Here is a 14,856-nt window from a genome sequence, read left to right as displayed (position 1 = left end):
GAGCCGCAGGCCCGTAGAATTCCCGCGTGGCAGGCAGGATCAACGATGACGACGTGAAGGCGGTACGGGACGCGGTCCCGATCGACGCCGTCGTGTCCGAGTACCTCCAGCTGCGCAACGCGGGCGGCGGCAACCTCAAGGGCCTGTGCCCCTTCCACGACGAGAAGTCCCCCTCCTTCCAGGTCAGCCCCAGCAAGGGTCTCTTCCACTGCTTCGGCTGCCAGGAGGGCGGCGACACCATCGCCTTCGTGATGAAGATCGACCACCTCTCCTTCTCGGAGACGGTCGAACGCCTCGCCGCCAAGGCGGGCATCACCCTGCGGTACGAAGAAGGCGGCTACAACCCCGGACACCAGCGCGGCGAGCGCATCCGCCTCATCGAGGCCCACAAGGCGGCCGCCCAGTTCTACAGCGACCAACTGGGCGGCGCCGAGGCCGAGATCGGCCGGAAGTTCCTCGCCGAGCGCGGCTTCGACCAGGCCGCCGCCGAACACTTCGGCGTCGGCTACAGCCCCGCCGGCTGGGACCACCTCACCCGCTACCTGCGCGGCAAGGGCTTCAGCGACAAGGAGCTGATCGTCTCCGGCCTCTCCCAGGACGGCCGCCGCGGCCCCATCGACCGCTTCCGCGGCCGCCTGATGTGGCCCATCCGCGATGTCGGCGGCGAGGTCGTCGGCTTCGGCGCGCGCAAGCTCCGCGACGACGACAACGGCCCCAAGTACCTCAACACCCCCGAGACCCCGATCTACAAGAAGTCGCAGGTCCTCTACGGCATCGACCTGGCCAAGAAGGACATCGCCAAGGCCAGCCGCGCCGTCGTCGTCGAGGGCTACACCGACGTCATGGCCTGCCACCTCGCCGGCGTCACCACCGCCATCGCCACCTGCGGCACCGCCTTCGGCGGCGACCACATCAAGATCCTGCGCCGGCTCCTGATGGACAACGGCTCGGCACGGGTGATCTTCACCTTCGACGGCGACGCCGCCGGGCAGAAGGCCGCGCTCCGCGCCTTCGAGGACGACCAGAAGTTCGCCGCCGAGACCTACATCGCCATCGCCCCTGACGGCATGGACCCCTGCGAGCTGCGGCTCGCCAAGGGCGACGAGGCCGTCGCCGACCTCGTCGAGCCGCGCACCCCGCTCTTCGAGTTCGCCCTGCGCCAGATCGTGAGCCGCTACGACCTGGAGACCCCGGCCGGCCGCGCCGCCGCCCTCGACGAGGCCGCCCCGATCGTCGCCCGGATCAAGAACGGCGCCTCCCAGCACGAGGTAGCCGTCCAGCTCGCCGGACTCGTCGGCATCCTCGACACCCAGTTCGTCGTCCGGCGCGTCGCCCAGATCGCCCGCTGGGCCAGGGACCGCGGCGGCAAGGGCCCCGCCGCGCCGCAGCGTACGTACGAGACCCAGGCCCAGGCCGCCGCCCCCGCCGGACCCGCCCTCAACCTCCGCAGCCCCGCCCACCGCACCGAACGCGAGCTGCTCAAACTCGCCCTCCAGCGCCCCGAGCTGGTCTCCCCGGCCTTCGACGCGTACGGCATCGACGAGTTCACCGCCCCGCCCTACGCCGCCGTCCGCCAGTGCATCCAGGACGCCGGGGGCGCCACCGACGCGCCCTCCGACTACCTCACCGCCGTCCTGGAATCCGCCCCCAACGACACCGTCCGCGCCCTCGTCACCGAACTGGCCGTCGAAGCCATCCACGCGCGCGTGGTGGACGAGACCTACGCGGGGGAGCAGCTGGTCTGGGTCCGCAGGCGCGCCGTCGAGCGGCGCCTGCGGGACATCAACGGCACCCTGGCCCGGCTCGGCCAGCACGGCGATCCGCAGCAGCTGGCCGCCGTCCAGAACGAGCTGTGGGTGCTCACGCAGTACGGCGAGGCCCTCAAGAACCATGGCGCGGCGGCCCTCTGACGTTCCGTCACCCGCCGGACTCAAAAAGTCACCGCACGCCCCTCGTGGCGATGATGAGTCGTACCCCACACTAAGGGGCGGTGCCTGAGTCCTCGGAGCGCACCCCCGCGGTTCCGCTCAACGTGTACGGGACGGATCCCGGCGGCCCGGCCGCCGCCGTCCCGCTGCCGTACGCCCCCGACCCGGCAGCGATCACCCTGGAGGTCGCCCCCGTGCAGACCCAGACCCTGACCGACACCGAACCGGACACCCTGGTCCCGGCGCAGAGCCTGGCCCCGCACCACCCGGAAGCCGTCCCCGACGCGTTCCCGGATCCCGCCGAGGACACCCCGCAGGCCCCCGAGGCCCCTGAAGACATCGCCGAGGATGTCGCCGAGGCCCCGGAGCCACCCGAACCGCCCGAGCCGCGCGCCGTCCGCCCCGACTCCACCGGCCCCTCCTCCGACCTCTTCCGGCAGTACCTGCGCGAGATAGGGCGTATCCCGCTGCTCACCGCGGCCGAGGAGGTCGAGCTGGCACGCCGGGTCGAAGCCGGCCTGTTCGCCGAGGAGAAGCTGCTCTCCACCCCGAGCCTCGACTCCCAACTCGCCCTGGACCTGGACCGGTTGGTCGTCATGGGCCGGATGGCCAAGCGCCGCCTGATCGAGGCCAACCTGCGGCTGGTCGTCTCGGTCGCCAAACGGTACGTGGGCCGCGGACTGACCATGCTCGACCTCGTCCAGGAAGGAAACCTGGGCCTGATCAGAGCGGTCGAGAAGTTCGACTACGCCCGCGGCTACAAGTTCTCCACGTACGCGACCTGGTGGATCCGCCAGGCCATGTCCCGGGCCCTGGCCGACCAGGCCCGCACGATCCGGGTGCCGGTCCACGTCGTCGAACTCATCAACCGGGTCGTCCGCGTCCAGCGCCGCATGCTCCAGGAGCGCGGCTACGAACCCACCGCCGAAGAGGTCGCCGCCCACCTCGACCTGTCGCCCGAACGCGTCGGCGAAGTCCTGCGCCTCGCCCAGGAACCGGTCTCGCTCCACGCCCCCGTCGGCGAGGAGGACGACGTCGCCCTCGGCGACCTCATCGAGGACGGCGACGCGGCGTCCCCCGTCGAAACAGCGGCCTTCCTGCTCCTGCGCCAACACCTGGAGGCGGTGCTCTCCACCCTCGGCGAACGCGAACGCAAAGTCGTCCAGCTCCGCTACGGCCTCGACGACGGCAGGCCCCGCACCCTGGAGGAGATCGGCCGGCTCTTCGGCGTCACACGCGAACGCATCCGCCAGATCGAGTCCAAGACCCTCAACAAACTGCGGGACCACACCTTCGCCGACCAGCTGCGCGGCTACCTGGACTAGTCGACGTCCCCGACGGTCAGCGTCCACGGGCCCGCCGCGAAGTAGCGCAGCACCAGCGGGCCCGCCGAGAGCGGAGCCGACCGCCGCATCCTTCCGTTGTTGGTGAGCAGCAGCCGGTCGTGGCTCGGCACGCTCGTGCGGCCCTTCACCTCGTACGTGTAGAGGCTGACGTAGCCGCCCTCGATCTCCGTCGTGCCGAAGAAGTCGATCCGCATGTCGGCTTCCGCGCCGGTGTACAGGAGCGCCTCGGGGCCGTAGCCGTGCAGTACGTCCTCGATGCGGCGGGCCGCCGCGACCGGCTTCACCCGCAGCACCCACCGGCCCGTGGCGGTGATCCGGAAGCGCAGCGGACGGTCGCGCGGGGCCTCGAGGATCTTGCTGCCCTGGAAGTCGGGCAGCGCGGAGGCGAAGAGGAAGTCCTCGTCCTTGTTCTTCTTGTTGAGCGGATAGACGGAGACGTATCCCTCTCCCTCGTGCGCCAGCTCGACGAGGACGGGACCCGGCGTCGAGGGGTCGACGGTGACCACCTGGTGGCCGTGGCCCTCGGCGGTGAAGGGCTCGAAGACCTCGCCGAACTCCCAGCCGTCGACCAGGTGGTACGGCCGTTCCGGCGGCGGGAAGAGCCCCGGCATGTACCCGCCGGGGCCCGGTGTCTGTCCCGGGACCTTCACCACGCCGGTCAGCCGCACCGGCCCCGCGAGGACCGGCACCCGCTCGTCCTCGGTGACCTCGACCCCGTACGCCGTGACGAGGCCCGCGAGCCCGGCGCCGTACCCCTCCCCGAGACCGTCGAACTTCCAGCCGCCCGCCTCCCGGTAGAAGACACCGAGGGCGAGGGCGGGCACGTCCGGCGCTTCCGTCGGCGCGTACGAGAGGAGGGCCGAACCGTCCGGTGCCACCGCGTCGAGCACCGGGGGCTCTCCGAAGCCGCCGTGCCGGCTCCACCCGGCGACCACGATCCGCTCGACGGCGGGCTCGACCTTGTTCAGATCGAGGCCGAGATCCGACGGGCCGAGCCGTACCGCCCCCGACGGGTGTGAGGGCTGGCCCTCGAAGACCAGATCCGCGTCCCCGCGGACCCGTCCGGACCCGTCGAGGAGCAGCACGGCCGTCTCCGCCGCCGGTATACGCACCCGGAGGGCGACCGACGGCACCCAATGACCCATGTTCTTCACCGATTGACCCATGCCGCTCATGATGCGGCATGGGTCACGGCGAGTGGATCATTCCGTTTGTGCTGGTCAGTCGACCTCGGCGACCGCCTGCGCGAACTGGGCGGCGTACAGGCGGGCGTAGGCCCCGTCCGACGCCAACAGCTCGTCGTGCGTGCCCTGTTCGACGATCGAACCGTTCTCCATCACCAGGATCACATCCGCGTCCCGGATCGTGGAGAGCCGGTGCGCGATCACGAAGGACGTACGGCCATGGGCGAGGCGCGCCATCGCCTTCTGGATCAGGACCTCCGTACGGGTGTCCACCGAGCTCGTCGCCTCGTCCAGGACCAGGATCACCGGGTCCGACAGGAACGCCCGGGCGATCGTGATCAGCTGCTTCTCGCCCGCGCTCACCCCCGCCCCCTCGTCGTCGAGGACCGTGTCGTAGCCGTCCGGCAGAGTGCGGATGAACCGGTCCGCGTGGGCCGCCCGCGCCGCCGCCTCGATCTCCTCGCGGGACACCTCCCGCGATGTGCCGTACGCGATGTTCTCGGCGATGGTGCCGCCGAAGAGCCAGGTGTCCTGGAGGACCATGCCGATCCCGGCCCGTAGGTCCTCGCGCGACATCCGTGACACGTCGACGCCGTCGAGCGTGATCCGCCCGCCGGTGACCTCGTAGAACCGCATCAGCAGATTGACCAGCGTCGTCTTGCCCGCGCCCGTCGGTCCGACGATCGCGACCGTCTGCCCCGGCTCCACCGCCAGCGACAGATCCTCGATCAGCGGCTTGTCCGGCTCGTAGCGGAACGACACCTTCTCCAGCGCGACCCGGCCCTGCGGACGCTCAGGCATCCCGGACTCCGCCGCGTCCGGCTCCTGCTCGTCGGCGTCGAGCAGCTCGAAGATCCGCTCCGCGGACGCCACCCCCGACTGCACCAGGTTCGCCATCGACGCGACCTGCGTCAGCGGCATCGAGAACTGCCGCGAGTACATGATGAACGCCTGGACGTCACCGATGGACAGCGTCCCGGACGCCACCCGCAGCCCGCCCACCACGGCCACCAGCACATAGTTCAGGTTCGAGATGAAGAACATCACCGGCTGCATCAGCCCGCTGTTGAACTGCGCCCGGAACCCGGCCTCGTACAGCGCCTCGTTCTGCTCCCGGAAGTCCGCCGCGGACTCCTCCTGCCGGCCGAAGACCTTCACCAGCCCATGGCCGGTGTACATCTCCTCCACATGCGCGTTCAGCGTGCCCGTGGACTTCCACTGCTGGACGAAGTGCGGCTGCGACCGCTTGCCGATCCGGGTGGCGACGACCACCGACAGCGGCACCGTCACCAGCGCCACCAGCGCGAGCAGCGGCGAGATCCAGAACATCATCGCCAGCACACCCACGATCGTGAGCAGCGAGTTGATCAGCTGGCCCATCGACTGCTGCATGGTCTGCGAGATGTTGTCGATGTCGTTGGTCGCCCGGCTCAGCACCTCACCGCGCTTGGCCCGGTCGAAGTACGACAGCGGCAGCCGCGCCAGCTTCGCCTGCACGTCCTCGCGCATCCGGTGCACGGTCCGGTTGATCACCTTGATCGACATCCGGGTCGACACCAGCATCAGCAGCCCGGCCGCCACATAGATCAGCGTCACCCACAGCAGCACCTCGCCGACCGCGGTGAAGTCGATGCCCTGCCCGGGCACGAAATCCACCCCGGACAGCATGTCGGCGAGCCCGTCGTCGCCCTTGGCCCGCAGCGCCTCGATCGCCTGCGCCTTCGTCGAGCCGTCGGGCATCTCCCGCCCCACGACCCCCGCGAAGACCAGGTCGGTCGCCCGGCCGAGGATCTTTGGCCCGACGACCGACGCCGCCACACTCAGCACACCGGCCGCGAGCATCACCCACAGCGCGGTCTTCTCGGGGGCCAGCTGCCGCAGCAGCCGCTTGCCCGAGCCCTTGAAGTCCATGGACCGCTCACCGGACTGGCCCATCATCATGCGTCCGCCAGGACCGGCCATCAGGCTGCCTCCGCCTCGGTGAGCTGGGAGAGCACGATCTCCCGGTACGTCCCGTTGCCCGCCATCAGCTCGTGATGGCGCCCGGTGCCGACGACCCGGCCCTCGTCGAGGACCACGATCCGGTCGGCGTCACGGATCGTCGACACCCGCTGGGCCACGATCACCACCGTCGACTCGGCGGTCTCCCGCGCCAGCGCCGTGCGCAGCAGCGCGTCGGTCGTGTAGTCCAGCGCCGAGAACGAGTCGTCGAAGAGATAGATCTCCGGGCGCTGCACCAGCGTCCGCGCGATCGCCAGACGCTGCCGCTGCCCGCCGGAGACGTTCGTGCCGCCCTGCGCGATCGGCGCGTCGAGACCGTGCTCCAGACCGCGTACGAAGTCGGCCGCCTGGGCCACCTCCAGCGCGTGCCACAGCTCCTCGTCGGACGCGTCCGGCTTCCCGTAGCGCAGGTTCGTCGCCACCGTCCCGGAGAAGAGGTACGGCTTCTGCGGGACGAGCCCGACCGTACGCGCCATCAGCGCCGGCTCCAGGTCCCGTACGTCCACGCCGTCGACGAGCACCTCGCCGTCGGTCGCGTCGAACAGCCGCGGCACCAGACCCAGCAGGGTCGACTTGCCGCTGCCCGTCGACCCGATGATCGCCGTGGTCTCGCCGGGCCGGGCGACCAGGTCCACGTTCCGCAGCACCGGCTCCTCGGCACCTGGATAGCGGAACCCCGCGCCCCGCACCTCCAGATGGCCGGTGCGCCGCAGCTCGGTCACCGGCGCGAGCGGCGGCAGCACGCTCGTCTCCGTGCCGAGGACCTCCTCGATGCGCTCGGCGCACACCTCGGCGCGCGGCACCATCATGAACATGAAGGTGGCCATCATCACGGCCATCACGATCTGCATCAGATAGGCGAGGAAGGCGGTCAGCGCGCCGATCTCCATCGCGCCGCTGTCGATGCGGTGCGCTCCGAACCAGACCACCGCGACGCTGGAGATGTTCACGACCGTCATCACGGTCGGGAACATCAGCGCCATCAGCCGTCCGGTCGCCATCGACACATCGGTCAGACCGGTGTTGGCCCGCCCGAACCGCTCGGTCTCGTACGCGTCCTTCACGAAGGCCCGGATGACACGGTTGCCGGTGATCTGCTCGCGCAGCACCCGGTTCACCGTGTCGAGCCGGTCCTGCATCGTGCGGAACAGCGGCCGCATCCGCGCCACGATGAGGCTGACGCAGACACCGAGGACGGGCACGACGGCCAGCAGCACCGCCGACAGCGGCACGTCCTGGCCGAGCGCCATCACGATGCCGCCCACACACATGATCGGCGCCGACACCATCAGCGTGAACGCCATCAGCACCAGCATCTGGACCTGCTGGACGTCATTGGTGGTACGGGTGATCAGCGAGGGGGCACCGAACTGGCCGACCTCCCGCGCCGAGAAGGACTGCACCCGCTCGAACACGGCGGCGCGCACGTCCCGGCCGAGCGCCGAGGCGGTCCGCGCCCCGTAGTAGACCGCCCCGATGTTGCAGACGACCTGGACCACGGAGACCGCGATCATGAGCGCGCCGAAGCGCAGGATGTAACCGGTGTCACCCCGCACGACACCCTTGTCGATGATGTCCGCGTTCAGGGTCGGCAGGTAGAGGCTGGCGCAGGTCTGCAGGAACTGGAGCGCCACCAGCAGCGCGATGGGTTTTCGGTACGGGCGCAAGTGCGTTCGGAGGAGTCGTATGAGCACGGGTCCTACTATCGCCCGAGCCCCTGGAACGTTACGACCCGATTTCCCGGCCCGACCGGCCCCCCGGCTCAGCCCCCGAATGCCCCGGGGTGCACCTGGTCGCGCGTGGCGATGTACTGCTGGCGCACCGCCTGACCCACCGCCAGTTCCTCACCCGGCTCGAAGATCTGGGCCGCCGCGCCCTGCCAGGCCGGCGGGGCCTGCGGCGACAGCTTCCCCTGCGAGACACCCAGCGCCCAGGCCGCCTGGCGGGCCGCGCCGAGCGCCGCGTAGTCGGCCGGCTGGGGGACGACGACCTGCGCCGCGAACACCGCCGGGGCGATGGCCTGCACGGCCGGCAGCTCGGCGGCCGCGCCCAGCAGGAACACCCGGCGCACCTCCACCCCACGCCCGCGCAGCACGTCCATCGCGTCGGCGAGCGAGCACAGCATGCCCTCGAACGCGGCCCGCGCCAGATGCTCCGGCTTCATCGACTCCCGGCGCAGCCCGCTCAAGGTGCCCGCGGTGTGCGGCAGCTGCGGCGTTCGCTCACCCTCCAGATAGGGCAGCAGCACCAGACCGGACGCGCCCGGCGTGGACTTCAGGGCCAGCGCCGACAGCTCGGCGAGGTCCTCGGTGCCGAGCATCTCGGCGGTGCCGCGCAGCGCCCGTACGGCGTTGGAGGTGTGGACGACGGGCAGGTGCATCCCGGTCGCGTCCGCGAACGAGGTGATCATGCCCTGCGGGTCGACCAGCGCCCCGTGGTGCACGGCCATGACCGAGCCGGACGCGCCCAGCGAGACGACCGCGTCACCGGCGCCCAGACCGAGGCCGAACGCGGCGGCCATGGTCTCGCCGGTGCCGGCGGAGATCAGCAGCCCCTCGGGGGTGGTGCCGGCGGCCTCGGCGGGGCCGAGCACCTCGGGGAGCATCGCCTGATGGCCGAGAGCCAGTTCGACGAGGTCGGGACGGTAGGCGCCGGTGGCCGCCGACCAGTAGCCGGTCGCCGAGGCCGCGCCGCGGTCGGTGGTCCGGCGCAGCGGACGGCCGAGCAGCTGCCACACCAGCCAGTCGTGCGGCTGCATCAGCAGGGCGATGCGCTGGGCCGCCTCGGGCTCGGTCCGGGCCAGCCAGCGCAGCTTCGCCACCGTCTGCGAGGCCTGCGGCACACACCCCACGGCCTCGGCCCACGCCTGCCGGCCTCCGAAGGCCTCGATGAGATCGGCCGCGGCGACCTGGGCCCGCTTGTCGTTGCCGACCAGCGCGGGCCGCACCAGCGAGCCCTGCGCGTCCAGCGGGACGAGTCCGTGCTGCTGGGCGGAGACACCGATGGCCTGCACGCCCTCGAGCAGCCCGCCGGTGGCGGCCTCGCCCAGCGACAGCAGCCAGGCCTGCGGATCGACGTCGGTGGCCTTGGCCTCGACGGGGTGCGGGGCATAGCCCTGCCGCAGCACGGCACCCGTGTCTGCGTCACAGACGACGATGCGTGTGAACTCCGACGAACTGTCCAACCCGGCGACTATCCCCATGGGTGAAGATTCTGCCGCACTCCTGGGCCGTCCGGGGCATCAGGTGTTGCTCGTACCCCAGTCGTCGTCGACGTCGCCCTGGCCGCGCTCGCGCAGGGACCGGACCCGCTCGGAGACGGAGCCGGGCACCTTCTCGCTCACGGCGTGGAAGGCCTTGCCCGCGACCTCCCGGCCGGTCTGCGCGGCCGACTCGGCGGCGTTGCGTACGGCGGGGTTCTGGGAGAACTCGCGCGCGGACTTCTTCAACTGCTCGTAACGCTCGCGGCCGGCCCGGGTGCCGATGACGTACCCGAGGGCCAGTCCGACGACGAATGTGAGCTTGTACCGCATGGCAGCCACCCTTCCCTGGTGTCGGTGCAGGTGCAGGCCGCCTACCCGGCGGGGCCCGTGATCACCCGGCCTCTCGCCCTCGGCGATACCGATTGGCGGAGCACCCCCCTGCTTGCGCTAATGTATGTGTCGCAGCGAGCGAGCGCCGCCCGGGACACCCGAGGTGGGTACGTTCGATGCAACGCAGCAATCCCCTGTAGCTCAATTGGCAGAGCAGCCGGCTGTTAACCGGCAGGTTACTGGTTCGAGTCCAGTCGGGGGAGCGCGATCCCCTGTAGCTCAATTGGCAGAGCATTCGGCTGTTAACCGGAGGGTTGCTGGTTCGAGTCCAGCCGGGGGAGCGGAAAGAAAAGAGGACCCTTAGGGGTCCTCTTTCTTGTGTCCGGGAACCACAGGGCGCTTGGTGCGGTCATCTTGGTCGTGCGTTGCCACCATCCGGAGCAGGAGATCGTATGAGCGGCTATGCTGCGGCAGACGGCGCGCACACATGTACGCGCCACGCCGTACAAGGGGCGGTAGCTCAGCCGGTTAGAGCAGCGGACTCATAATCCGTCGGCCGTGGGTTCGAGTCCCACCCGCCCCACCGCGTGTCGTGCATGCAGGAAGGTTTCCGCCTGACGCGACCAGGATGCCCCCGGAGTGACGTACGCCACGTACGACACGCCGGGGGCATTTCCGTGTCCGCCCGTCCGGAGGAGAGCCTCCGGGGCGGAAAGCGCCTCGATCCGTCGGAATTCTGAATTCCGGCGGGGGCGGCATTACTCGATGACGAGGTCCACCGCGATGTTGCCGCGGGTGGCCTTGGAGTACGGGCAGAACGCGTGGGTCTTCTCCAGCAGCTCGCGGCCGGGCTCGCCCTGGAGGTGGTCCGGGAACTCGGCGCGCATCACGACCGCGAGGCCGAAGCCGCCGTCGGTGTCCTTGCCGATGCTGACCTCGGCGGTCACCGAGACGTCCGTGATGTCGATCTTCTCCTGGCGGGCGATCACGCCCATCGCGCTGGCGAAGCAGGCGGCGTAGCCGGCGGCGAAGAGCTGCTCGGGGTTGGTGCCCTGGCCGTTGCCGCCCAGGGCCTGGGGGTGGGCCAGCGGGAGGTCGATGTGGCCGTCGGAGCTGACGGCGCGGCCCTCGCGGCCGTTGGCGGTGGCGACGGCGGTGTACAGCGCGTTCATGTGGGGTCCTGTCCTCTCGTCCTTGCGGTACTTCATTGATAGCGCACGATTCAGTTGTGCACAACTCAATCGCGCGGATGTGACGTAGTCTGGAGCCATGAAGACCACGCTCGGCACCGTGCGGGACGAGGACTTCCTCCGTCTCGACCACCAGATCTGCTTCTCCCTGCACGCCGCCACCCGCGCCTTCAACGGCGTCTACCGCGGCGCGCTCAAGGAGCTGGGCCTCACCTATCCGCAGTACCTGGTGATGCTGGTGCTCTGGGAACACGGCGAACTGCCGGTCAAGAAGATCGGCGAGCACCTGCGGCTCGACTCCGGCACCCTCTCCCCGCTCCTCAAACGGCTGGAAGCGGCCGGATACGTCGAGCGGCGCCGCAGCGCCGAGGACGAGCGCTCGGTCACCGCCCGCGCCACCGACGCCGGAACGGACCTGCGCGAGCGGGCGCTCGGCGTACCGCGTCGGATTGCGCTGGCCACCGGGCTCTCCCTGGAGGAGATCCGCGACCTGCGCGAACAGCTCACCGCCCTCTCCGCCCGGCTCGACGCCGTCGACCCGGACCTCCTCGAAGGCACCCGCACGACGCAATGACCGGGACGGCATGACCCGGATGGAACGACACAGCGCCCCTCCCGGAGGAGGGGCGCAGCCGTGTCGTCCGCGTGGGCCGTGCGGTCAGTGGGACGCGGAGGTGATCTTCGGGACCCGGCGCAGCAGGACGGCCACCAGAACCGCCGTCACCAGCGCGAACCCCGCGCTCAGCGCGGCCGCCGACTGAAGTCCGGCCGTGAACGCCTCCCGCGCCACCGCCGCGAGACCCGCGTCACCGGCCGACACCGCGGCCCCCAGCGTGTCCCGCGCCCCCGCCGGGGCGTCCCCCGGCATCCGGCCCCGGTAGACGGCGACCGCGACACTGCCGGTCACCGCGATCCCCAGGGCAAGGCCCAGGTCGTACGCCGTCTGCCCGGTCGCCGCCGCCGCGCCCGCCTTCCGCGCCGGCGCCGCGCCGACCGCCAGGGCCGTGCCCAGGACGCTGATCGGAGCCACCCCGAACATGATCACGGCCAGACCGGAGGAGGCGACGACCACCCCCTCGCCCAGGGCCAGCGCCGCGTACCCGGCAAGCGACATGAGCAGCCCGCCGACCAGCACGTACGCCGGCCGGATCCGCCGGGCGAGGACCGGCGTCAGCTGGGAGCCGGCGACCAGCCCCGCCGCCCCCGGCAGCAGCCACAGCCCGGCCTCGAGCGGCGACTGCCCGGCCACCCCCTGGAGGTACTGCGGCACCAGATACTCCACACCGTTGAGCGCGGTCATCCCCAGCAGCAGCGCCAGCAGCGCCCCGGTGAAGGTCCGGTCACGGAAGAGCCGCAGATCCAGCAGCGGGGTCGCGAGCCGGTTCTGGCGACGGGCGAAGGCGACCGCGAAGAGCGCGCCAAGCCCGAAGGCGATCCCCGCCGACGCGCCCGGCCCGTGCGAGGCCAGCGACTTGATCCCGTACACCACCGGCAGGACGGCCAGCAGGAACAGCGCCACGCTCGCCACATCCAGCCGCCCGGCCGCCGGATCGCGGTACTCGGGCAGCAGCGCCGGGGCCGTGACCAGAGCGAGCAGCATGATCGGCACCCCGATCAGGAACACCGACCCCCACCACCACACCGCCAGCAGCGCCCCGCCGATCACCGGGCCGATCGCCAGCCCCACCGACAGGGCGGTCACCCACATGGCGAGGGCGGTGGCCCGCTGCCGGGGATCGGCGAACAGCTGGCTGATCAGCGCCAGGGTGGAGGGCAGAACGGCGGCCCCGGCGACACCGAGCAGGGCACGGGCCGCGATCAGCACCTCCGGACCCGGGGCGTACGCGGCGAGCAGCGAGGCGGCGACGAACCCGGCCGAACCCGCCATCAGCAGCTTGCGGCGGCCCAGCCGGTCGCCGAGCGTCCCCATGATCACGAGCGTGCCGGCGGTGAGGAAGCCGTAGATGTCGGTGGTCCACAGCAACTGGGCGCTGGTGGGCCGCAGATCGGCCGCGAGATAGGGGGTGGCCAGCCACAGCACCCCCAGGTCGGCGGTCATCAGGGTCACAGGCAGCAGCAGGACCGCCAGGCCCAGCCACTGCCGGGCACCGGCCCGCGCAGGCGCCGCGGGCGGTGTCTCGGGAGATGTTTTGGTGAGCGTCATGGCGTCAGCGCCTCCTCGGCCGCCGAAAGGATCTCCCGCACCCGGGCGGGACGCAGGTCATGGGGGACACCGGAGAGTTCGGTGCCGTGCAGCAGTCGGGCCGACACGTCCTCGATGCCGCAGAACTGCGAGATCGCCCGCAGCGTGCGCTCGGCCGTACCGGCCAGGCCCAGCTCCTCGATCGACTCGGCGGTGCCGCCCGCCAGGCCCAGCCAGCGCATCCGGCGGCCCGCCAGCCGGGGCCTGCTGCGGCCGTAGGCGAAGCCGTAGTTCCACACCCGGTCGATCCAGCCCTTGAGGATCGCCGGCGGGGACCACCACCACACCGGGAAGACGACCACGATGTCGTCGGCGGCGAGGATCCGGTCCATGTGGGCGTGGACCTCGGGGGAGTAGTGCTTCTCGCGGTCCTCCCAGTCCGGTTCGTCGACCGGGGTGAGCCGCGGGTCGAACCCCTCCGCGTACAGGTCGAGGACGTCGACGGTGCCGCCCTCGGCCTTCATCCGGGCGTGGAGGTGATCGGCGACCTGCGCGGTGAGCGAGTCGGGGCGCGGGTGGGCCACGACCAGCAGCGTGTGGGTGGTCATCGTGTCGTCCCTCTCACAGACCCAGGCCGGAGCCGCCGCTGACGTCGACGTTCTGGCCGGTCACCCAGCGCGCGTCGTCCGAGGCGAGGAAGCCGACCACGTCGGCGACGTCGTCCGGCTGCCCGACCCGGTTGAAGACCGAGAACGCCGCGGCGTGCGCCTTGGCGGCCGGATCGGCCATCCACGGGTGGATGTCGGTCTCGATCGTGCCGGGCGAGACCGCGTTGACCGTGATGCCCCGGGCGCCCAGCGTCTGCGCCAGGGTCAGCGTCAGCACCTCCACCGCGCCCTTGGAGGCGGCGTACGACGTCATGCCGGGGAAGGCGACCTTCGTGACCCCGGACGAGATGTTGATGATCCGTCCGCCGTCCCGCAGCCGGTCCAGACCGTGCTGGATGATGAAGAACGGCGCCTTGGCGTTGACCGCGAAGACCCGGTCGTACTCGGCCTCCGTCACCTCGTGGATCAGGCCCGGGCCCGCGATGCCCGCGTTGTTGACCAGGATGTCGACCCCGTCCGCGTGGGCGTCGAAGGCCTTCCACAGCGCCTCGGCGTCGCCGGGGACGCCCAGTTCGGTCCGCAGCGCGAAGGCGCTGCCGCCGGCCGCCTCGATCAGGGCGACCGTCTCCTTCGCCGCCGCCTCGTTTCCGGCGTAGTGGACGGCGACCCGGGCGCCGTCGGCGGCCAGTCGCAGGGCGATCGCCCGGCCGATACCGCGGCTGGCGCCGGTGACCAGGGCCGTCTTGCCGTTGAGCTGTCCCATTACGTTCTCCCTTGGTGGTGGTGCGTCGGGGTGTCGGGAAGACCATCCGCCGCGGGTGTTCGGGTCCGGCTCGTGTCTGGTTCGGGTGCTGTTCGGGGCCTGCCCGGGGCCTGTTCGGGGCTGGGTGACGGCGCGTACGAGGCGGCGGAAGGCGACGGGAT

General features: G+C 71.0%; 12 protein-coding genes and 3 tRNA genes. 6 read left to right on the top strand and 9 right to left on the bottom strand.

Annotation, left to right across the window (positions count from 1 at the left end; genetic code table 11):
• Positions 1-26: 26 nt before the first annotated feature.
• Together dnaG and ACZ7LT_RS03380 are read left to right on the top strand one after the other, a co-directional pair.
• Positions 27-1,910 carry a DNA primase gene (gene dnaG / locus ACZ7LT_RS03385; RefSeq protein WP_471233540.1) on the top strand — a complete coding sequence of 628 codons (1,884 nt, stop codon included), beginning with the start codon at positions 27-29 and terminating at the stop codon, positions 1,908-1,910.
• Between the two features lie 80 nt (positions 1,911-1,990).
• Positions 1,991-3,253: an RNA polymerase sigma factor gene (locus ACZ7LT_RS03380; protein WP_471233538.1), complete on the top strand. Its 1,263-nt coding sequence runs from the start codon at positions 1,991-1,993 to the stop codon at positions 3,251-3,253.
• Here the strand turns inward: ACZ7LT_RS03380 and ACZ7LT_RS03375 are convergent.
• The 5 genes from ACZ7LT_RS03375 to ACZ7LT_RS03355 all read right to left on the bottom strand — a co-directional run bounded on the left by ACZ7LT_RS03375 (position 3,250) and on the right by ACZ7LT_RS03355 (position 9,991).
• A complete protein-coding gene (locus ACZ7LT_RS03375) occupies positions 3,250-4,440 on the bottom strand; it encodes a TerD family protein (protein ID WP_471233536.1) in 1,191 nt (396 codons plus the stop codon). The two genes, ACZ7LT_RS03380 and ACZ7LT_RS03375, sit on opposite strands and share 4 nt — an antisense overlap.
• 54 nt (positions 4,441-4,494) lie before the next feature.
• A complete protein-coding gene (locus tag ACZ7LT_RS03370) occupies positions 4,495-6,420 on the bottom strand; it encodes an ABC transporter ATP-binding protein (RefSeq protein WP_471233535.1) in 1,926 nt (641 codons plus the stop codon).
• Positions 6,420-8,153 (bottom strand): ABC transporter ATP-binding protein, encoded by a 1,734-nt coding sequence (locus ACZ7LT_RS03365; protein WP_471233533.1) that lies wholly within the window; start codon positions 8,151-8,153, stop codon positions 6,420-6,422. The genes ACZ7LT_RS03370 and ACZ7LT_RS03365 overlap by 1 nt, the downstream gene beginning before the upstream one ends.
• 68 nt (positions 8,154-8,221) lie before the next feature.
• Positions 8,222-9,661: an FGGY family carbohydrate kinase gene (locus tag ACZ7LT_RS03360; RefSeq protein ID WP_471233530.1), complete on the bottom strand. Its 1,440-nt coding sequence runs from the start codon at positions 9,659-9,661 to the stop codon at positions 8,222-8,224.
• A gap of 39 nt (positions 9,662-9,700) precedes the next feature.
• Positions 9,701-9,991, bottom strand: coding sequence for a hypothetical protein (locus ACZ7LT_RS03355; protein WP_019886077.1), 291 nt, complete (start codon positions 9,989-9,991; stop codon positions 9,701-9,703).
• Positions 9,992-10,181: 190 nt separating this feature from the next.
• On the opposite strand from ACZ7LT_RS03355, the gene ACZ7LT_RS03350 reads away from it, so the two are divergent.
• From ACZ7LT_RS03350 to ACZ7LT_RS03340, 3 genes are all read left to right on the top strand, one after another.
• Positions 10,182-10,254 (top strand) — tRNA-Asn (locus tag ACZ7LT_RS03350).
• Positions 10,255-10,259: 5 nt separating this feature from the next.
• Positions 10,260-10,332, top strand: a tRNA-Asn gene (locus tag ACZ7LT_RS03345).
• Between the two features lie 168 nt (positions 10,333-10,500).
• Positions 10,501-10,574: transfer RNA gene (locus tag ACZ7LT_RS03340), tRNA-Ile, on the top strand.
• A 175-nt stretch (positions 10,575-10,749) separates the two neighbouring features.
• Here ACZ7LT_RS03340 and ACZ7LT_RS03335 read toward each other — a convergent pair.
• Positions 10,750-11,163, bottom strand: coding sequence for an organic hydroperoxide resistance protein (locus ACZ7LT_RS03335; RefSeq protein ID WP_471233528.1), 414 nt, complete (start codon positions 11,161-11,163; stop codon positions 10,750-10,752).
• A gap of 97 nt (positions 11,164-11,260) precedes the next feature.
• Between ACZ7LT_RS03335 and ACZ7LT_RS03330 the strand changes: the two genes are divergently transcribed.
• Positions 11,261-11,755, top strand: a complete 495-nt coding sequence (locus tag ACZ7LT_RS03330) for a MarR family winged helix-turn-helix transcriptional regulator (RefSeq protein ID WP_471233526.1) — start codon at positions 11,261-11,263, stop codon at positions 11,753-11,755.
• 84 nt (positions 11,756-11,839) lie between these two features.
• Here ACZ7LT_RS03330 and ACZ7LT_RS03325 read toward each other — a convergent pair whose 3' ends face one another.
• The 3 genes from ACZ7LT_RS03325 to ACZ7LT_RS03315 are packed head-to-tail and all read right to left on the bottom strand — an operon-like array spanning position 11,840 to position 14,695.
• Complete coding sequence (locus tag ACZ7LT_RS03325; protein ID WP_471233524.1) at positions 11,840-13,345, bottom strand: MFS transporter; 1,506 nt, start codon at positions 13,343-13,345, stop codon at positions 11,840-11,842.
• Positions 13,342-13,932 carry an NAD(P)H oxidoreductase gene (locus ACZ7LT_RS03320; RefSeq protein ID WP_471233520.1) on the bottom strand — a complete coding sequence of 197 codons (591 nt, stop codon included), beginning with the start codon at positions 13,930-13,932 and terminating at the stop codon, positions 13,342-13,344. Before ACZ7LT_RS03320 ends, ACZ7LT_RS03325 begins: the two co-directional genes overlap by 4 nt.
• Positions 13,933-13,945: 13 nt before the next feature.
• Positions 13,946-14,695 (bottom strand): SDR family oxidoreductase, encoded by a 750-nt coding sequence (locus tag ACZ7LT_RS03315; protein ID WP_471233517.1) that lies wholly within the window; start codon positions 14,693-14,695, stop codon positions 13,946-13,948.
• Positions 14,696-14,856: the final 161 nt, after the last annotated feature.

This window comes from Streptomyces sp. NPDC039465, from assembly GCF_055639315.1.
The sequence above is the reverse complement of the archived record's forward strand: the minus strand, read 5'-3'. Positions and strand labels throughout refer to the sequence as shown.